General features: G+C 46.0%; 18 protein-coding genes. 12 read left to right on the forward strand and 6 right to left on the reverse strand.

Features of this window, described 5'->3' with window-relative positions:
* The first annotated feature begins 170 nt into the window (after positions 1-170).
* Positions 171-812, forward strand: a complete 642-nt coding sequence (locus IEW69_RS02515) for a DUF47 domain-containing protein (RefSeq protein WP_188625259.1) — start codon at positions 171-173, stop codon at positions 810-812.
* 11 nt (positions 813-823) lie between these two features.
* Positions 824-1,837 (forward strand): inorganic phosphate transporter, encoded by a 1,014-nt coding sequence (locus IEW69_RS02520; RefSeq protein WP_188625260.1) that lies wholly within the window; start codon positions 824-826, stop codon positions 1,835-1,837.
* Positions 1,838-1,860: 23 nt separating this feature from the next.
* Here IEW69_RS02520 and IEW69_RS02525 read toward each other — a convergent pair whose 3' ends face one another.
* Together IEW69_RS02525 and IEW69_RS02530 are read right to left on the reverse strand one after the other, a co-directional pair.
* A complete protein-coding gene (locus tag IEW69_RS02525) occupies positions 1,861-2,517 on the reverse strand; it encodes an energy transducer TonB (RefSeq protein WP_188625261.1) in 657 nt (218 codons plus the stop codon).
* The gene (locus IEW69_RS02530; protein ID WP_188625262.1) at positions 2,495-3,073 is read right to left on the reverse strand and encodes an RNA polymerase sigma factor; all 579 of its coding nucleotides are present in this window, start codon (positions 3,071-3,073) and stop codon (positions 2,495-2,497) included. The genes IEW69_RS02525 and IEW69_RS02530 overlap by 23 nt, the downstream gene beginning before the upstream one ends.
* A 111-nt stretch (positions 3,074-3,184) precedes the next feature.
* Between IEW69_RS02530 and IEW69_RS02535 the strand changes: the two genes are divergently transcribed.
* Both IEW69_RS02535 and IEW69_RS02540 read left to right on the forward strand, forming a co-directional pair.
* Positions 3,185-3,937, forward strand: a complete 753-nt coding sequence (locus IEW69_RS02535; protein WP_188625263.1) for a DUF4197 domain-containing protein — start codon at positions 3,185-3,187, stop codon at positions 3,935-3,937.
* Between the two features lie 253 nt (positions 3,938-4,190).
* Positions 4,191-4,406 carry a hypothetical protein gene (locus IEW69_RS02540; protein ID WP_188625264.1) on the forward strand — a complete coding sequence of 72 codons (216 nt, stop codon included), beginning with the start codon at positions 4,191-4,193 and terminating at the stop codon, positions 4,404-4,406.
* On the opposite strand, the gene IEW69_RS02545 is transcribed toward IEW69_RS02540, so the two are convergent.
* The 3 genes from IEW69_RS02545 to IEW69_RS02555 all read right to left on the reverse strand — a co-directional run bounded on the left by IEW69_RS02545 (position 4,403) and on the right by IEW69_RS02555 (position 7,292).
* Positions 4,403-4,765, reverse strand: coding sequence for a response regulator (locus tag IEW69_RS02545; RefSeq protein WP_188625265.1), 363 nt, complete (start codon positions 4,763-4,765; stop codon positions 4,403-4,405). The two genes, IEW69_RS02540 and IEW69_RS02545, sit on opposite strands and share 4 nt — an antisense overlap.
* A complete protein-coding gene (locus tag IEW69_RS02550) occupies positions 4,755-6,308 on the reverse strand; it encodes a PAS domain-containing sensor histidine kinase (protein ID WP_229663487.1) in 1,554 nt (517 codons plus the stop codon). Before IEW69_RS02550 ends, IEW69_RS02545 begins: the two co-directional genes overlap by 11 nt.
* Positions 6,309-6,410: 102 nt before the next feature.
* Complete coding sequence (locus IEW69_RS02555) at positions 6,411-7,292, reverse strand: manganese catalase family protein (RefSeq protein ID WP_188625266.1); 882 nt, start codon at positions 7,290-7,292, stop codon at positions 6,411-6,413.
* Positions 7,293-7,547: 255 nt separating this feature from the next.
* Here IEW69_RS02555 and IEW69_RS02560 point away from each other — a divergent pair, with 255 nt between their 5' ends.
* From IEW69_RS02560 to IEW69_RS02590, 7 genes are all read left to right on the forward strand, one after another.
* On the forward strand, positions 7,548-10,364 hold the full coding sequence (locus IEW69_RS02560; RefSeq protein ID WP_229663488.1) for a TonB-dependent receptor: 2,817 nt from the start codon (positions 7,548-7,550) through the stop codon (positions 10,362-10,364).
* Between the two features lie 61 nt (positions 10,365-10,425).
* Positions 10,426-11,478: a phytase gene (locus IEW69_RS02565; RefSeq protein ID WP_188625267.1), complete on the forward strand. Its 1,053-nt coding sequence runs from the start codon at positions 10,426-10,428 to the stop codon at positions 11,476-11,478.
* Between the two features lie 89 nt (positions 11,479-11,567).
* On the forward strand, positions 11,568-12,779 hold the full coding sequence (locus IEW69_RS02570) for a DEAD/DEAH box helicase (RefSeq protein WP_188625268.1): 1,212 nt from the start codon (positions 11,568-11,570) through the stop codon (positions 12,777-12,779).
* Between the two features lie 3 nt (positions 12,780-12,782).
* Positions 12,783-14,063 (forward strand): replication-associated recombination protein A, encoded by a 1,281-nt coding sequence (locus tag IEW69_RS02575; RefSeq protein ID WP_188625269.1) that lies wholly within the window; start codon positions 12,783-12,785, stop codon positions 14,061-14,063.
* A 2-nt stretch (positions 14,064-14,065) separates the two neighbouring features.
* Complete coding sequence (locus IEW69_RS02580) at positions 14,066-15,541, forward strand: DUF5687 family protein (protein WP_188625270.1); 1,476 nt, start codon at positions 14,066-14,068, stop codon at positions 15,539-15,541.
* A complete protein-coding gene (locus IEW69_RS02585) occupies positions 15,541-16,239 on the forward strand; it encodes an ABC transporter ATP-binding protein (protein ID WP_188625271.1) in 699 nt (232 codons plus the stop codon). Before IEW69_RS02580 ends, IEW69_RS02585 begins: the two co-directional genes overlap by 1 nt.
* A gap of 153 nt (positions 16,240-16,392) precedes the next feature.
* Entirely contained in the window at positions 16,393-17,070 is a 678-nt protein-coding gene (locus IEW69_RS02590; RefSeq protein WP_188625272.1) for a YiaD family glycine zipper/OmpA-like lipoprotein, read from the forward strand.
* Positions 17,071-17,180: 110 nt separating this feature from the next.
* Here IEW69_RS02590 and IEW69_RS02595 read toward each other — a convergent pair whose 3' ends face one another.
* Positions 17,181-17,540, reverse strand: a complete 360-nt coding sequence (locus IEW69_RS02595; protein ID WP_188625273.1) for a hypothetical protein — start codon at positions 17,538-17,540, stop codon at positions 17,181-17,183.
* A 36-nt stretch (positions 17,541-17,576) separates the two neighbouring features.
* On the opposite strand from IEW69_RS02595, the gene IEW69_RS02600 reads away from it, so the two are divergent.
* A complete protein-coding gene (locus IEW69_RS02600; RefSeq protein WP_188625274.1) occupies positions 17,577-18,611 on the forward strand; it encodes a Gfo/Idh/MocA family oxidoreductase in 1,035 nt (344 codons plus the stop codon).
* Positions 18,612-18,674: the final 63 nt, after the last annotated feature.

Consider the following 18,674-nt stretch of genomic DNA (forward strand, 5'->3'; position numbering starts at 1 on the left):
CGACTGATGACATGAACTAATAACCCACCCCTATTGTACAACCAGCGTCATCTTGCCATTTTCACTCCAGTATTCTCCTACTCAAATTACATTATTGTGTAGTGTTAACATTAACTTAACATTGAGCGCCTACTTTTGCATTGTATTTTAAGTTTTTAAAAACACATACAATGAACAACCTTTTTAAGTTCTTTACTCCAAAAGACAAAAAATTCCAGCCACTATTCGAGCAGGCAGGAAGTAACATCCTAAGGATCTCTGAAGCTTTACTACTTGCACTAAGCACCACAGACCTGGAAAAAAGAAAAGAACACATCAAAGAAATTGAGCGCCTGGAACATGTTGGCGACGACATTACACACTCCATATTTCTTGAGCTGAGTAAAAACTTCATCACGCCATTTGACCGTGAAGATATTCACGCACTGGCGAGCGCAGTAGATGATATCGCAGATTATATCCATGCTTCTGCAAGCAACATTGAGTTATATGCCATCACCAACATCGGCGATGCGATGATCAAACTTGCGGAACTGCTGGTAGAAATGTGTACCGACCTTGAAAAAGCAATCAAAGAATTGAGAAGCTTTAAAAACATCAGGGTTATCGCTGATGCCTGTGTAAGGATCAACAGCGGCGAAAACCAAGCAGATTATGTATGTAACCTTGCCATTGCACGTTTATTTGAATTTGAAACCAACGCCATCGAACTGATCAAGCAAAAAGAAGTGCTACAGACCCTGGAAATGGCCACAGATAAATGTGAGGATGCAGCGAATGTGCTGGAATCCATTTTGGTTAAAAACGCTTAAAACAAAGTAAAATGATAACTACCTTATTGGTTGTAGTAATTGTACTTGCAATTGCGTTTGACTATATCAACGGATTTCACGATGCAGCAAACTCGATCGCAACCATTGTATCTACCAAGGTACTCTCCCCTTTTCAGGCCGTATTGTGGGCTGCCGCCTTCAACATGGCTGCCTACTTTGTATTTACAGATCACAAAGTTGCCAACACCATTGCTAAAACCGTATTTGAAGAGTTCATTACCCTTGAGGTGATATTATCCGGCCTCCTTGCTGCAATTGCATGGAACCTTTTCACCTGGTGGTTTGGTGTGCCTTCAAGTTCATCACATACCCTGATTGGCGGTTTTGCCGGTGCCGGTATGGCCAAAGCCTTAACCATGGGCACCAGTGCCTTCGCAGCAGTTAACTTTGCACCAATCTTAAAAGTTGTTGCCTTTATCGTGCTTGCTCCGGTAATCGGTATGATCATCTCCGTGTTGATCTCCATCATCATCATGCACATCTCCAAAAATGCCAGACCTTCTACCGCAGAAAAATGGTTTAAACGCCTTCAGCTGATCTCCTCTGCAGCATTAAGCTTTACACATGGCGGTAACGATGCACAGAAAGTTATGGGTATCATTTATGTAGCCATGATCTCTGCAAAAGTGCTGAGCCCTGGTGATGTAATGCCGGAATGGATTCCAATCAGTTGCTACGCCGCAATCGGCCTAGGTACCATGAGCGGTGGCTGGAAAATCGTTAAAACAATGGGTTCTAAAATCACCAAAGTGAATGCCTTTGAAGGTGTTGCTGCTGAATCTGCAGGTGCAGTAACCCTGGGTATCACAGAACACTTCGGTATCCCAGTTTCTACCACCCACACCATCACAGGTTCAATTGTCGGTGTAGGTCTCCTGAAAAGGGTGTCTGCTGTTCGCTGGGGTGTAACGGTAAGTCTTTTATGGGCATGGGTATTAACCATCCCAGTATCGGCTACCCTTGCAGGTCTAACTTACGCCTTCGTACACTACGTAATCTTATAATGAAAAAACCTGCTTATGCAGGTTTAAAAATCGATACTCAACTTTATCTTATGAGCCGGATCAGTAGGGACCTCCCAAGCTGGTCCGGCTTTTATTAGTCTTAGGGCTTCCGCATCGTAAGCACCGCCCAGGCTCTTATCTATCATTATATTCGCTGGCAAACCATCTTTGCCGATCGTGAATGACACGCCCACCGTTTTACCCAATTGCTCCTTCTTCGTGAGCTGATTATTTTCCTTCAGGTAAGTGAAATATGCGGGCCAGCCAACCTGAGGCTTCATGCGATCAAGCACATGTGCCAGGTCTAAATTCACTTCTACAACGGCCGGCGCTTTGGCCTGCTGACTATTGTTATACTTCATCCAAAAGATAATCCCACCCAAAATGAAAATCAGCGCTGCCGTAGCGGCAATACTCAGGCGCTGCCCGGTAATCACGGATTTCTTTTTATCGTCTTCCAGACCGGCAACACGGGTTTCCAGCTGCTTTTGCAGCAGCGATAAGGATTGTCGGGAACGTCTTGGCGACTCGCTCAAACCGGCCAGCGCTTGCGCAACAAAAGGATCTTCCAGGGCTTCACGTTCCACCCGGTACATCATCTTATCGTCGAGCTTACCGTCCAGGTAATCTTCAAGCACATCAATATCTAACCAGTTGTTATCCTCCACTATTTCTTTCAATACAAATCTTTAAATTTCGCTTCCCATTCTGGATATAGCTCTTAACCTTCAGCAAATCATATCCGGTAATTGCAGCCACTTCCTTGTAGTTCTTCTCTTGCAGGTAAAACAGGTCTACGCTGATCCGCTGCTCTTCGGGAAGGCTTTCCATGCACTTTTCCATGGTACTTAGCTGCGTTTCCTTAGCATTGTCCATATCAAGATGCACAAAATCACTGTTTTCCACAAGTCCTTCCTCTAAAGAAACAACATTATTCCTGGATGCCTTTCGCAGTGCCATTAAACAGTGGTTGCGGGTAAGCACATGCAGCCAGCTTTTGAAATTCTGAATCTGGTGCACCTTTACTTTTACCACCAGTTCTTCAAAAATCTGCATCACTGCATCCTTACTCTGCTCTTCATCCTTGAAGTAGTTCAGGCAAACCCCAAACACCAGGTGCATATACCGATTATAAAGCACACCCAGAAGCTCCAGATTACCCGTTTGCTGGTATCTGGCAATCAGCTCCGCATCTTCAAGCTGCTTTAATCTGGTGTTGTCTTTTATAAACTTCAAGGCGTTATCTCTAAAATATCAAGTATAGATATAATTTTCTAATCCTTTTACGAGAATCACCGATAAAGAAGCGCAAAAAATTACTGGCTGGAATTTTGCAATTTTGCACACATGACAAAATCATCTTTAAGAAATGTAGTGATGCTGACCATTGCATCATGCTTTCTATTCATCAGCAGCTGCGATGTACAATCCCAGGCGCAGCTTGGCAATATTCTGAAACAAGCGGGTGCTACTGGTACACCTACAACGCTTGAAATTGCTTCAGGCATAAAGCAAGCACTTGAAATCGGCACGTCTAATGGTGCAGATAAGCTATCGGCGAAGGATGGCTTCCTGGGCAATATGGCCGTGAAGATTCTTTTCCCACCAGAGGCACAAAAGGTGGAAAATGCATTGCGTGGCATAGGACTGGGCAGCGTTGCTGATAACGTAATCACCAGCTTAAACCGGGCTGCAGAAGATGCTGCGCAGGAAGCAAAGCCAATCTTTATTGCTGCGGTTAGACAAATGACCATTACGGATGCCACAAACATCCTGATGGGTAAGCAGGATGCCGCTACGGAATACTTCAAAAGAGTAACCACAGCGCAGCTGATGAGCAAGTTCAGCCCAATCATTGGCAACAGCCTGAATAAAGTTGGCGCAACGAAATACTGGACAGAAGCCGCCAATAGCTACAATAAAATCCCTCTGGTAAAACCGGTAACTGCTGATCTTAATGCCTATGTGACCCAAAAGGCAATTGACGGCATGTTCAAACAAGTTGCACAGGAAGAACTACAGATCCGCGAAAACATCAATGCAAGGTCAACCACCCTGCTGAAAAAGGTGTTCGGCTATGCCGATAAAAACAAGAAGTAGTTTCAACCCAACCATACAATATCGACGGATCCGACAAGCAGCAATTTCGCATATTAGCCGCCTCTTGTTCGCCTTTCGTTCGCCTTTCCTTCGCCTATGCTTCGGTTCCAGCCGAACGAAAGGCGAACAATACCCGTACTAGAGCAGAACCACTGCACAAGCTGTCCTGCAAACAAAGAAGGCCAGGTATGTCTTACCTGGCCTTCTTTGTTTGTGTATTTTCTTCTATATTTAAAAGAAAATTACCGCTGTTATGCTGTTAACGTTTATTAATCTCACCGGAACTGAAGTCGGTATAGTGTTTTTTCTAATATTCTCTACCGTTGTTTTTGCCGGCTATAAAGCCCTTAAAGCGGAACAAGGCTTCACCCAAATCTTATGGATTGCCACAATCTTCATGTTTCCACCAGTAGTGGCCATCCTGTATCTGGTTAAGACCTACGTATTCGACCAAAGAAAATTAGCTTAGCTTAAGTGCGTCTGGATCTTGGAAACCAGATCATCTACGTCAAATGGTTTTGCGATAAAAGCCGTGGCACCGGCATCCTGTGCTATTTTACTGCCGTCAGTGCTTGCAGAAATCACAATTACGGGTAAGCCTTTGGTCCTGGTGTTCTGCCTTAGCACTTTCAACACCTGATCACCTGAAAGTACCGGCATCCAAAGGTCCAGCAGCACCAGATCGGGTTGTTTCTTCTCGATCAGGTTGTAGATGTTGAGGCTATTCTGTTCAGGAATGACATCAAATCCGGCATCTTCCAGTATCAAACCAAGCATGTCCAGGATACCTTCATTATCATCGCACACTAATATTGTTTTATTCGTCATTTCCCTCTTTGTTTAATGGCAACGTAAAGCTAAACGTTGAACCCTTTCCTTTTTCGCTGTCTACCCATAATGTCCCTCCATGGTTTTTAACAATCTGGTCACATAAGTATAATCCGATACCCATGCCGGGGTAGCGCTGCTGAATCTCACCCACGCGGAAGAAGCGTTCAAAAATGCGTTTCTGATCCTCATAGCTGATCCCCATGCCCGCATCCATAACAGACACTTTGATGTAATCACTTACCAATGATAAATGGATCACAATTTCTCTGGAATCAGGTGCGTATTTAATAGCGTTGGAGAGCAAATTGGTAACCACCTGCACAATGTGCGATTCGTCCCCATAATAGTCCATGCCAATCGAGCCCCGGATAACAATTTTCGGACCTACTGACGCCAGCTCCATAGCTTCTACCGTCTCGGCAACCATCTTGTCAAAGTTGAAGTTTGATTTATGTACCTCAATATTACCGGTTTGGATCTTGGAAACATCAAGCAATTCTGCGATTAAGTTATTTAAGCGATCAATGTGATTGGCCGTTTTCGTCATTACAGACTTGTATTTATCGCTCGCATTTTCGGGCACCAGGCGTTCTAATACCTGTACATAGCCTTTGATGGTTGTCAATGGTGTTTTTAGCTCGTGACTGGCAATGGAAAGAAAATCATCTTTTCTTCTTTCTATTTCCCTGCGGTCGGTGATGTCTTCAATCGCCAGCAATATGCGGTCCTTATAATGCCCCTGCAGCTCTATTCGATGTGCATTGAGCAGCATCAATTTACGGCCGATATAAGGAAAGTCATGTTCCACTTCAAAGTTCTCCACGGGATTGTTTGTTGGAAGGATACTTACCAGCAGCTCTTTCAACTTTGGAATGTTCCACTGTCCATTACCAAGTTCATAGAGGTGTTTTCCGACAGTGTCCTCCATATTTACCTTGAATGTTCTTAAGAAATGGTCGTTGGTACTTAAAACGTTGAATTTTGGATCGAGCACGATTAAGCTTTCACGCACAGTCTGGATGATGCTGGAGAGATAGTCTTCGCTATCCTTTAAGATTTGCGTACGCTCTTCAATACGCTTCTCCATAACGTCCTGCTGCATTTTGAGCTCCTGCTCAGCCTTTTTACGTCGCGTAACATCGTTCTGCACACCAACAAAATGGGTGATGACACCATTTTCATCTTTAATGGCCGACATATACAGTTCGTTCCAGAAAAGCTCCCCATTCTTACGGTAGTTTCGGATCTCCACGCAGCAATCCTGTCCATTGCGAATTGCTTCCTTTAATATAAAACGCATCTCCTGGTTGCGATCATCACGTTGCAGAAATCTGCAGTTGTGACCTATAATTTCAGGACGACTATAGCCGGTCATTCTTTCAAATGCGGCATTACAATAGACAATTGGATTGTCGGGCTGAAGGTTGTCTGTCAGGATAACCCCGGAAATTGAGGCATCTAACGCTTTGGAGAGGAGTTCAAATTCCTTGTTCGAGTGTTGGTGAGTAGACGTAAACTCACTTTGATTGATATTGCTCAATGATTTGGTACTGAAGTTAGGGTGTCAAAGTAAAAAAATATTTCAATAACAAAAAAGCCGCCAAGGATTTCCCTGGACGGCTTAACACGCAATCAATTTTGCTTAAGGCAGTAATGTGTCTTTAATATTATCAATAATACCTTTGTCCATACCAGTCATCTGCTGCTCCTGGGCAAAGCCTTTCACATCTGGCGGGCCTAGTTTTGGTTCATCACCAAACGGTTCTGCAGGCACATATCTGAACTGGCCTTTTCCATCGATTGATGGTCCGCTTGCCCAGCGTGCATCAGGTGCAACCGTTGGTTTCTCAATATTGGTTGATACGAAAGCATAGTCAAACGCTTCTACATGATCTGCCATTGGGAAGGTATTTGGAATCGGCAGGTTGGCACTTACACCACCCAAATCTTCCAGCACGGCGAGCCACTGGTTCTGGTGCATCGCATCCCGGGTGATCAGGAAGGAAAGCATGTCTTTCATCCCTGGATCATCTGTTAAACCGTACAAACGGGTGGCAAGTACACGACCCGTAGATTCGGCCATAACGTTCGCGTACATATCCGCAGCGATGTTGCCGCTACCCACAACCCATGATCCGTTAAATGGAACACCGTTCGCATCAACAGCCATTGCAGACAGGCCGGATGAGATCACATGTCGGGGATCCATACCACCGAGTATGTTGCTCACAATCGGGTTCTCCCCTGCTATTTTATCTTTTAGTTCATGTGTTGCACCTTCAAGGTTTAGCGCAACCGCAGTACATAACATCTCAATATGCGCCATCTCCTCCGTCCCGGTGTCAAGCAACATATCACGGTATTTACTTGGACCACGGTTTCCCCATGCCTGGAAAAGATACTGTAAACATACTCTGATCTCTCCCTCAATACCGCCAATGGCCTGTTGCAGGAGTTTAGCAAATGCGGGATTCGGTTTTTCTACGCGTACCTTGTACTGTAGCTTGTTGTCATGATAGAACATAGTTAATTTTTTGGTTGTTTGTTTATAAATAGGTTGACGGAAAATTCAACAAGCGACTTAGAATCTTGGTTTCCAAAACATTAACAACAGGTAGTAAGGCAGGAGGTTGTGGGTATTTCTAATCGTATAAAGAGCAAATAATTAAGGAGAATACCCATGAAGTAAATTGCAGGTTACTTCTGTGTAAATTCATAATATTGTCTTAACACCCACATAATAGGTTGTTGATAGTTTTGCCTCATCAAACAACAATCTATGATGAGAAAGCTACTCTTGCTGATTCTACTTTCAAGCCTCGGACTTCATGCGCTGGCGCAAAAAACCGGTGTAATCTCCGGTAAGGTGACCAGCGCTGAAGGCAATATTTCAATGCCTGGCGCATCCATCAGGCTGCTAAATGCCGGTAACCGGTACACCGTTTCCGACCAGATCGGCGATTTTGAGTTTCTTAATGTACCGGCGGGGAGCTACCAGATAGAAGTAATGTATATTGGCTATACGGCTCAGCAAAAGCTTGTAACCGTTGAAGCCGGCAAGAATACCATCGTAAACCTTACCTTGGGTAGTAGTGCTGAAAACCTGCAGAATGTCGTGATCCGTGGTGATCGTGCCCTTGGTCAGGCAAGAGCGCTGAACCAGCAGAAGACCAATCGCAACATCTCCAACGTCATTTCTTCAGATCAGGTTGGACGTTTCCCCGACGCCAACATTGGCGACGCATTGAAACGTGTTCCCGGCATCACCATGCAGAACGACCAGGGCGAAGCACGTAACATCATCATCCGTGGACTGGCACCAGCATTAAACTCCGTAACCTTGAACGGTGACCGTATACCATCCGCCGAAGGCGACAACAGGAACGTACAGATGGACCTTATTCCATCTGACATGATTGCTACCATAGAGGTGAATAAAACCTTAACACCAGACATGGATGCAGATGCTATTGGAGGTTCTGTAAACCTGATTACCCGTGCCACACCTAACGGTGAAAGAATTTCTGCAACACTTGCCGGCGGCTATGGCCCGATACGCAAGAGCGGAAACAGCACTGCAGGTCTGGTTTATGGAAATCGTTTTCTGAACAGCCGCCTTGGTGTAGTGGCCAGTGGTTCTTACAACAACAATGACTTCGGTTCTGACAACATTGAGGCCGTTTGGGCGAAAGATGAATTTAACAACACCTACGTTCAGGAATCGGACATCCGGAAGTATGACGTACAACGAATTCGCAGAAGTGCCGCTCTGGCATTCGACTATAAATTTGACAACAACAACTCCATTTTTGCTAATGCCATGTACAACTGGCGTGATGACCGCGAGAATAGGTTCAGAACGACTTACGACAACCTTGAACCGACCTATAGTGGAGAAACCATTACTGGCTTTACCGGAGATATAAAAAGGGAGACAAAAGGTGGTATTGCGAACAACCGTAATAAAAGTCGCAGGCTTGAAGACCAGCGTGTACAGAACTATGCTTTGCGTGGTGAGCACCTTCTGAATGCCAAGCTTGATCTGGACTGGTCGTTTAACTACGCCACGGCCAGAGAATTCCGGCCGAATGAACGCTATATTGAATTTCAACAGGAAGGCGTCGCATTATCCGAAGATTTAACGAACATGCGGAAACCTTTGATTTCAAGTACGCCTACTTCCTTAAACCAGTTTGAACTTTCTGAACTTACAGAAAATAGAGACAATACAGAAGAAAGCGAGTTTGGTGCAAGGCTGAACATCAGGATTCCATTTTCAGTCGTTAATGGTCAGAAAGGGCGCCTAAGAACGGGTTTGCGCAGCCGTATTAAAGATAAATCCAGGAACAACATCTTCTATTCCTATGATGCAGCAGAGGGTATGAACCTTGCTGAAGTACCTGGAAGCTTCTATGGCGGCAATGGCTTTAATCCAGGAAACCAGTTTGTACCGGGTGCTTTTGCTTCGGCAGACTACCTTGGCAACCTCAACCTGAACAACGCTGCACAGTACACTGCGGAGTTGGATCCAAGTGAGTTTCTCTCTGCAAACTACCGCGCTAAGGAGCAAATCTATGCTGGTTACCTGCGCTGGGATCAGGATTTCAGCAATAAGCTGTCTATGATTGTTGGTGCAAGGCTTGAGAACACCCACATCGACTATACCGGTAACCGCGTATTGGATGAAGCAGAACTGGAAGGTGAGATAAACACCAGGAACAGCTATACGAACGTAATGCCCAGCATTTCCTTTAAGTACGATGCCACTACCGATATGGTCTTAAGGGCTGCATTTACAACTGCGCTGGCCCGCCCGGACTATTATGCACTTGCGCCATTTGTGAACAACAATGCCGCAGATGCGGAAATCTCAGCCGGTAACCCCGCACTTAAAGCCACCTATGCGTACAACTTTGACCTTATGGCCGAGAACTACTTTAAATCGGTAGGTTTAGTATCGGCAGGTGTGTTTTATAAAAACCTGAACAATTTCATTTACACCTACAGCAATAACCAATACAATTCGGCCAATTTTAGCGGAGACTTCCCGGAACAAGCCAACCCAATTCCTGCAGATGAAACATGGACCTTTATCCAGTCGAGAAATGGCGACAATGTAGCTGTTTATGGGTTTGAATTTGCCTTTCAAAGGCAATTGGATTTTCTTCCAGGCAAGTTCTTAAAAGGCTTCGGCATCTATGCCAACTATACTTATACCAAATCAAAAGCTAAAGGCATTGCTGATGAAGAAGGGACAGAACGGTTGAACGTTGTTTTGCCAGGTACGGCACCGCACATGCTTAACGGCTCTCTGTTCTGGGAAAACAAGAAGTTCTCTGCCAGGGTATCCGCGAATTTCACGTCCAGCTATCTGGATGAACTCGGCGCATCTGAATTCAATGACAGCTATTATGACAAGCAATTTTTCCTTGATCTAAATGCTTCATACAAAATACAGAAACACATCCGCATTTTTGCTGAGGCTAACAATGTAACCAACCAGCCTTTACGTTACTATCAAGGTACTTCCGCGTTAACCAAGCAACTGGAATACTACCAAGCAAGGTATAACCTGGGACTAAAGTTTGATTTCTAAGATAACCTGATTAACCATTCAATGCACGCGTTGGATGTACATGCGCTATAAAGCACAAAATATGCAAAAGAGAATACTTCTTCTGACTTTAGCCGCGGCACTAAGTGCCTGCAGCACGAGCAAACTGGCTAAACTTCAACCAGGCGCTTTAAAGCCCAATGTGGTGACACAGCCTACACCACATGATACGGACGATCCTGCGATCTGGATTAACCCAGAGGATGCCACACAGAGTTTGGTTGTAGGCACAGACAAAGACAGTGATGGAGGGCTCTACCTGTATAACCTTAAGGGCGAGATCATCCGGAAATCTGAATCGTTGAAGCGACCAAATAATGTTGATATCGCCTACCAGTTTAAAGTCGGCGACCGTCTGGTAGACCTTGCGATCACGACAGAGAGAGAAACAAATAAGATCCGGATCTTCTCACTTCCGGATTTGAAACCAATAGACAATGGCGGTATTACTGTTTTTGATGGTGAAACCGAACGTGATCCAATGGGGGTATCCATTTACACCAGGCCTTCAGATCGGGAAATGTTCGTTGTCGTAGGCCGGAAAACGGGTCCTACGGGCAGCTACCTTTGGCAGTATAAACTGGAGGCCGCCAATGGGGCAATTACAGCTAAGGTCGTTAGGAAGTTTGGAACCTTTAGTGGTAAAAAAGAGATTGAAGCCATTGCGGTAGATAATGAACTTGGCTTTATCTACTATGCCGATGAACAGTCGGGCATCCGGAAGTATTACGCTGATCCGCAGCGGAATGACAATACAGAACTGGCTTTCTTTGGACAGAATGACTTTAAAGCCGATCATGAAGGTATCGCCATCTATAAGAAAACTGCAACTACAGGCTACCTGCTGATCTCCAATCAACAGAAAAACACATTTATGGTCTATGCCCGTGAAGGCAGCGCTTCAGAAGCGAATAAGCATACGCTGCTTGCAGAAATACCAGTTTCTACAATAGAGTGTGATGGTGCTGATGTCACCAATGTGAACCTGGGTCCGCAGTTTCCAAACGGCATGTTTGTGGCCATGAGCAACGGCATGACCTTTCATATGTACGACTGGAATAAGATTCAGGCATTGATTGATCAGGCATCAAAATAGGCTATTGCTACTGGGTAACTAGTTTAAGATACATCTGGATTTTAAATTAATAAAGGTTACTTTTATAGGAGTAATAACAAATAAGTATATTGGATTTTAAAGATTTTAATTTTAACCCGGATCTATTAGAGGGTTTATTGGCGATGGGCTTCCGTAATGCCACGCCTATACAGGAACAAGCCATTCCTTTAATTCTGGCAGACAAAGACCTGATTGCCTGCGCGCAAACGGGTACAGGTAAAACCGGCGCCTATTTACTGCCGGTAATGAACAAGATCAGTCTTCAGGAAAACCGTCATAACAACACCTTGATTCTGGCGCCTACAAGGGAGCTCGCCCAGCAGATAGACCTTCAGGTGGAGGCGCTATCCTACTTCACGAACATCAGCTCGCTGACCGTTTATGGTGGTGGTGATGGCATTGCCTACGAGCAACAAAAGCGCTCGATGCGTGAAGGTGTAGACATTATCATTGCAACACCCGGCCGCCTGATCTCGCACCTGTCTTCAGGTTTACTGAAGCTGGACCAGTTGCAACACCTGATTCTGGATGAAGCTGACCGGATGCTGGATATGGGTTTTTATGATGACATCATGAAGATCATCAGCTTCCTGCCTGAGAAACGACAAACCGTGCTTTTCTCGGCCACCATGCCGCCAAAGATCAGGACCCTGGCAGCGAAACTACTGCAGAACCCGGAACAGATCAGCATTGCAATCTCTCAGCCCGCAGCGGGTATCAATCAACAGGCTTACTTCATTCATGACAGCCAGAAGGTAAAACTTTTGACAGAGATCATGAACCCGGAAGTTTACCCGAGTGTGCTCATTTTCGCTTCGACGAAGGAGAAGGTGAAGAACCTGGGTAAGGTACTACGTGGATTGAAGTTTAAAGCGGAAGCTTTCCATTCTGATCTGGATCAGAAGGAACGTGAAGCCATATTATCTGAGTTTAAGAACAAACGTGTGCCGGTACTGATCGGAACCGACGTGCTGTCGAGGGGCATTGATGTGGAAGGTATTTCACTGGTGATTAACTTCGACGTACCGCATGATCCGGAAGATTATGTCCACAGGATTGGTCGTACGGCCCGTGCAGCAACAACCGGAACAGCAATCACGCTGGTTAATGAGAAGGACAAACGCAAGTTTGCGAACATTGAGAAGCTGATTGACAAAGCCATTAACCGCATTCCGGTGCCCGAGCATTTTGGTCCGGTAACGGCAAGCGATACGCCCGAGAAACCAGCGAACAACAAGCCAAGGCGTAAATTCTTTAAGAAGAAACCGCAAGCGAAATAAACTATGCCGAACCTAGCTCCTTTAGCAGAGCGCATGCGCCCCCAGAACCTGGACGAATATGTAGGTCAGCAACACCTGGTGGGCCCCGATGCGGTGCTGAGAAAAGCAATCCAAAGCGGACAACTGCCCTCCATGATCTTTTGGGGCCCGCCAGGGGTTGGTAAAACGACCCTGGCATATATCATTTCGCAAACTTTAGACCGCCCTTTTTTTAACCTGAGTGCCATTAACTCAGGTGTAAAAGACATCCGGGAGGTCATCGATAAAGCCACAGCGCTGAAAGGCAGTATGCTGGGTTTACCCATCTTATTTATTGACGAGATTCACCGCTTCAGCAAGTCGCAGCAGGATAGCCTGCTTGGCGCTGTTGAGCGTGGATTGGTGACGCTGATTGGCGCCACAACGGAGAACCCCTCCTTTGAAGTCATCTCCGCATTGCTTTCACGAAGTCAGGTGTATATTCTGAAGTCGCTTGATGAAGCGGAACTGAAAGGATTACTGGAAACGGCTATCCGCGAGGATGTGGTGCTTAAGCAAAAGAACATTACCTTGAAGGAGCATGAAGCCTTAATCAGGCTTTCTGGTGGGGATGCGAGGAAGCTGCTGAACGTGCTGGAGATCGCGATTAATGGGATTGGTGGCGACACGATCGCGCTGACGAATGAAAGCGTGCTGGCACATGCTCAGCAGAACCTGGCCATGTACGACAAGGCTGGTGAGCAGCACTACGACATCATTTCTGCTTTCATCAAATCCATCAGGGGCTCGGATCCGAATGCGGCCGTTTACTGGCTTGCCCGGATGATTGAAGGTGGTGAAGATCCACTTTTTATTGCCCGGAGACTGGTTATTCTGGCTGCTGAAGATATCGGCAATGCCAATCCGAATGCACTGCTGCTGGCGAACAACTGCTTTCAGGCGGTGAATGTGATTGGGTTCCCGGAATCCAGGATCATCCTGTCGCAAGCGGTGACCTACATGGCTTCATCTGCGAAAAGCAATGCGGCCTATGAGGCGATCAACAAAGCACAGCAGCTGGTGCGGGAAACCGGTGATTTACCGGTACCGCTGCATATCCGTAACGCACCCACCAAGCTGATGAAGAACATCGGCTATGGCAAGGATTACCAGTATTCACATGGCTATGAAGGCAACTTCTCTGAGCAGGAGTATCTGCCCGAGCAGATCAGCGGCACCAAGCTGTATGACCCTGGTAAAAATCCGGCGGAGGAAAAGCTGCGCGAGAAACTACGACAGAATTGGAAGAAAAAATATAACTACTAAATATGCTGAACACATTCTTAGGTCACCAGTGGAAAGGCTTCTTCAGAGCCCGGGGTAAAGGTACAAGCATAGCCGTGCAGATCATTATGGGTTTGCTTATCGTCTACCTTCTGGGTTGTGCGCTTTTCTTTGGCATTTTCATGGACAATCTGATCCAGCATTTCATGCCAGGCCGCCCGGTGATGGAAGTTTTTAATGGCTTGATCCTGTACTATTTCGCACTGGAGTTTCTTTCCAGAATGCAGATCCAGGAGTTACCTACGCTGGCCATTGTACCCTACCTGCACCTGCGGATTCCAAAGCGTAAGCTAGTAAACTTTCTGAATATCCGTGCGCTGTTTTCGGCTTTTAACATCTTTCCGCTGGTCCTGTTTTTTCCGTTCATCTTTATGAATGTAATGGAAACTTACGGCAGTTTTGCCGGGTGGATGTATCTGCTTGCGGTGGTTTCACTTTCTGTTTTCAATAACTACCTGGCGCTTTATGTAAAGCGACTTTCCATATCGAATACGCGGTTTGTCATTGCCGGCTTCCTGGTGCTTATTGGACTTGGCTTGCTGGAGTACTTCAAGGTTTTCTCCATTGCGGCAGTGTCTAACCAGGTATTTTCTGCAATAGCGCAGCAGCCGTTAATTTCACTGGTGTTTACCGTGGCGGCAGTTGCTGTATTCGTTTTGAATGCGAGTTACCTGCGCAAAAACCTGTACATGGAAGAATTGCATGCTGGTGAAGCGCGGAAAACAAGCACCGACTACCCCTTTCTGGATCGCTTTGGCGCTGCGGGGCAGCTTGCAGCATTGGAAATCAAGCTTATTCTTCGGAACAAGCGAAGCAAGTCGACCGTCTCTAAAGGATTGATCTTTATCTTCTACGGATTGCTGTTTTACAAGCAGAAAGAGCTTGATGAGAACAGCTTCGGCATGATGCTTTTTGCTGCGGTATTCATGACGGGCAATATGGTGCTACTGTATGGGCAGTTTATGTTCGGGTGGCAAAGCTCGGAATTCGATGGGCTGCTCAGCAATAAGGTGAGTGTGCGGAACTTCATTAAAGCGAAGCTGCTCCTGTTTAACATTGCTTCTACGGTGTTGACGCTGGTGGTGAGCCTTTATGGTTTGATCAGCTGGAAGATTCTGGCGGTGCAGTTTGCCGCTTATTTCTTCAGCCTTGGTATTGCGCCAATTCTGGTGATGTACATGGCGACCTTCAACTACAAGGCCATCGACATGACGAGCGGGTCCAGTTTCAACTGGCAGGGTGTAGGTGCCACCTCCATGCTGATGAGTTTACCGATATTTTTACTGCCTTACCTGTTCTATGTACCTTTCAAGATGATTGGCGGACCGTTCTGGGGATTGGCAGCATTGGGCATTGTGGGCTTAATCGGCTTCCTGACTCAAAGTTTCTGGGTAGAGGTGCTGGTTAAAGCATTTAATAAAAGGAAATATAAAATCGCCGAAGGCTTCAGAGAAAAATAATGATTGTAGAAATTAAAGACTTAAAGAAGGTTTACGCCGGACGTACCGTGGTAAACATTCCTGAACTGCAGATTAATGAAGGGGAAACCATCGGTTTGGTGGGCAACAATGGCGCAGGTAAGACCACGCTGTTCCGTATGCTGCTCGACCTGATCCGGCCGGATGCGGGTGGTATATTTTCTAAAAATGAGAATGTGGCCAGCACAGACGAATGGAAGAACTACACGGCATCCTTCCTTGATGAGAACTTCCTGATCGATTATCTGACACCGGAAGAGTATTTCATCTTCATTGGCAGTCTGCACAACATGACAAGAACGGACGTAGAACAATATTTACAGCGCTATCTGGAGTTCTTTAATGGTGAAATTCTGAACAGCGGGAAGTACATTCGTGACTTCTCTAAGGGAAATCAGAACAAGGTGGGTATTGCCGCAGCGCTGATGCAGAACCCAGAACTGCTGATCCTGGATGAACCCTTCGCCAACCTCGACCCGACAACGCAGATCAGACTGAAGTCGCTGGTAAGAAGCTTAAGGACAACGCATCAGGTAACCACGATCATCTCCAGCCACGACCTGAACCACGTCACAGACGTTTGCGGCAGGATCATCCTGCTGGAAAAAGGACAGGTGATTAAGGATATTCAAACCACAGAAAACACGCTGACGGAGCTTGAAGCTTACTTTTCAGCATAAAGTGTTCAGAAATTAGGGCAACTTGCACAGTTCTTCTACACAGGTTTTCTCACATTAATTCTCAATACTGCAATATTCTTGTTAGTTAACAATAAAAACTAATAAGCATATCTTGGCATTAGGTTTGATTTAGCCCATGTCAAAACATACATTATGATTATCTCAAAATTTAAAACAGCAACATTAAGTATAGCACTGGCTATTGGTGCAATGTCATTCCAAGCATGCGACAGTTTAACTAAAACTCAAAAAGGTGCAGGTATTGGTGCAGCTACAGGTGGTGTAATTGGAGCCATTATTGGTAAAAAAGCAGGTAATACCGCTGTTGGTGCTGTATTAGGTGGTGCTATTGGTGGTACTGCTGGTGGTTTCATTGGTAAAAGAATGGATAAACAGGCTGCAGAGATTGAGCAGACACTACCAAATGCAGAGGTTATTCGTGAAGGTGAAGGTATCATCGTGAAATTCGACAGCGGTATTTTGTTCGACTTTGATAGCAGCAACCTGAAAGAAGCTTCTAAAGATAACATCAAGAAGCTTGCAGCTTCCTTAAATCAATATCCAGGTACAGACATTAAAGTAATTGGTCATACGGACAGCCGTGGTGCGGAAACTTACAACATGAGCTTATCTGAGCGAAGAGCAGCAGCTGTAAAAGCTTATGCAGTGTCTCAGGGTGTACCTTCTGCAAGGTTATCAACTGTAGGTAAAGGTTTTTCTGAGCCTATCGGAGATAACGCTACGGAAGCAGGAAGAGCAACCAACCGTAGGGTTGAGATTGTTATTGTTGCAAATGACGACTTGAAGAAAGAAGCTAAAGCACAAAGCTAATTTGTGAATAGGGTTTATTATTAAGCCTGCTTGGTCTTTAAGGAACGTGTTTGTTCCATATAGAGATCTAAAATATGAAAGGCCCCGGGACGATTGTTCCGGGGCTTTTTCTATGCGTTGAATTCTTCGCCGTATATATCTTCGAAGTAGGCTACGGCCAGTGATTTCAGGAGTAACTCCTGTTCCATCATGGCGAATGCCGGCACGGGTTTGATGAGCTTCCAGTGTGGCCAACCATCCTGATCTAGTCCTTCAAGCTCGTAAAAGCCCATCTCGCTCAACAGCCTGCAAGTAGCGATGTGCATCAGCTCCTCTTTTTGTCGCTTGCTATATTTTCCGGGGCCTTTACCAAGCTCCTGAACACCAATCAGAAACAGGATTACCTTCAAATCCGGCTGATCATTATCGAATTCAGTAGCGATCTTTTGCTGCAAAATCTTCCATTTTGCATGAATTTCTGAAGGTTTCATGCCACAAAGATACGCTTATATGCTTACTTTTAAACTATGGAGAAGATCATCAACACTGGCCTGCTGGCTTATGGAATGTCCGGAAAGCTGTTTCACGCACCTTTCCTGTCCGTACATCCGGGCTTTAACCTAAGTGCAGTTACCGAACGCAATGAGCAGAAAGCACCCAAGGATTACCCTGGCATTACCAGCTACAACAGCATTGATGAACTGATGGACGACCCTGCGATTGACCTGGTCGTGGTGAATACCCCCAATTACAGCCATTACGATTACACCCGGCAGGCACTGCTGAAAGGCAAACACGTGCTTGTGGAAAAGCCTTTTGCCGCAACTGCTGAAGAAGCACAGGCGCTCTTTGACCTCGCACGTGAAGTGGGGAAACAGGTGTTCGTGTACCAGAACAGACGTTGGGACAGCGATTACCTCGCCGTGAAGCAGGTGATAGACAGCGGGGTGCTGGGTAAACTGGCGGAAGTGCATATCCGGTTCGACCGCTACCGCAATACCATCGGGCCAAAGACCTTCAAGGAGGAGCTAGTGCCGGCTACTGGCCTGCAGTACGATCTTGGCGCCCACCTGCTGGATCAGGCCATAAACCTCTTCGGAAAACCTCTTAATTTCTATAAAATTCTTGGCCTGAACCGCCAGAGTACCAAAGTAGATGATTACTTCCATTTTCACCTGGAGTACCCGGATAGTCTGCAGGTGTTTGTATGCTCAAGCATGCTGGTTCCGGATCCGCAGGCGGCCTTTGTGGTGCACGGAGAGCAGGGAAGCCTGGTGAAATACCGTGCGGATATCCAGGAGGCGCAGCTGCTGAAGAACATTCGTCCAGGCAGCGAGGGCTACGGCGTAGAGCCTGTGGAGCTCGCCGCAACTTTGACGCGCATGAACCCAGACGGCAGTAAAAGGCAGGAACAGCTGGTTTCGGAGACCGGCAGCTACATGCCGCTGTTTGACGGGGTGTACCAGGGGATTGTGAACAACGTGCCTTACGCCGTGACGGAGGAGCAGGTGCTTACGCAGCTGCAGATTTTAGAGGCACCTGTGGGTTTTCACAAGTTCTAACTGCGGCTCTTGATATCCCCTGCGTCTATCTATAAGATCTAACTATTGGGCCATTGAGCACCA

This window comes from Pedobacter quisquiliarum (assembly GCF_014642175.1).
In the GTDB taxonomy this organism is placed as follows: domain Bacteria; phylum Bacteroidota; class Bacteroidia; order Sphingobacteriales; family Sphingobacteriaceae; genus Pedobacter; species Pedobacter quisquiliarum.

Excerpts from the sequence above, each read along its gene's own strand:
- IEW69_RS02515 (WP_188625259.1), top strand. The coding sequence starts at position 171 with ATGAACAACCTTTTTAAGTTCTTTACTCCAAAAGACAAAAAATTCCAG.
- IEW69_RS02520 (WP_188625260.1), top strand. The coding sequence starts at position 824 with ATGATAACTACCTTATTGGTTGTAGTAATTGTACTTGCAATTGCGTTT.
- IEW69_RS02535 (WP_188625263.1), top strand. The coding sequence starts at position 3,185 with ATGACAAAATCATCTTTAAGAAATGTAGTGATGCTGACCATTGCATCA.
- IEW69_RS02540 (WP_188625264.1), top strand. The coding sequence starts at position 4,191 with ATGCTGTTAACGTTTATTAATCTCACCGGAACTGAAGTCGGTATAGTG.
- IEW69_RS02545 (WP_188625265.1), bottom strand. The coding sequence starts at position 4,765 with ATGACGAATAAAACAATATTAGTGTGCGATGATAATGAAGGTATCCTG.
- IEW69_RS02555 (WP_188625266.1), bottom strand. The coding sequence starts at position 7,292 with ATGTTCTATCATGACAACAAGCTACAGTACAAGGTACGCGTAGAAAAA.
- IEW69_RS02560 (WP_229663488.1), top strand. The coding sequence starts at position 7,548 with ATGATGAGAAAGCTACTCTTGCTGATTCTACTTTCAAGCCTCGGACTT.
- IEW69_RS02565 (WP_188625267.1), top strand. The coding sequence starts at position 10,426 with ATGCAAAAGAGAATACTTCTTCTGACTTTAGCCGCGGCACTAAGTGCC.
- IEW69_RS02575 (WP_188625269.1), top strand. The coding sequence starts at position 12,783 with ATGCCGAACCTAGCTCCTTTAGCAGAGCGCATGCGCCCCCAGAACCTG.
- IEW69_RS02580 (WP_188625270.1), top strand. The coding sequence starts at position 14,066 with ATGCTGAACACATTCTTAGGTCACCAGTGGAAAGGCTTCTTCAGAGCC.
- IEW69_RS02585 (WP_188625271.1), top strand. The coding sequence starts at position 15,541 with ATGATTGTAGAAATTAAAGACTTAAAGAAGGTTTACGCCGGACGTACC.
- IEW69_RS02590 (WP_188625272.1), top strand. The coding sequence starts at position 16,393 with ATGATTATCTCAAAATTTAAAACAGCAACATTAAGTATAGCACTGGCT.
- IEW69_RS02595 (WP_188625273.1), bottom strand. The coding sequence starts at position 17,540 with ATGAAACCTTCAGAAATTCATGCAAAATGGAAGATTTTGCAGCAAAAG.
- IEW69_RS02600 (WP_188625274.1), top strand. The coding sequence starts at position 17,577 with ATGGAGAAGATCATCAACACTGGCCTGCTGGCTTATGGAATGTCCGGA.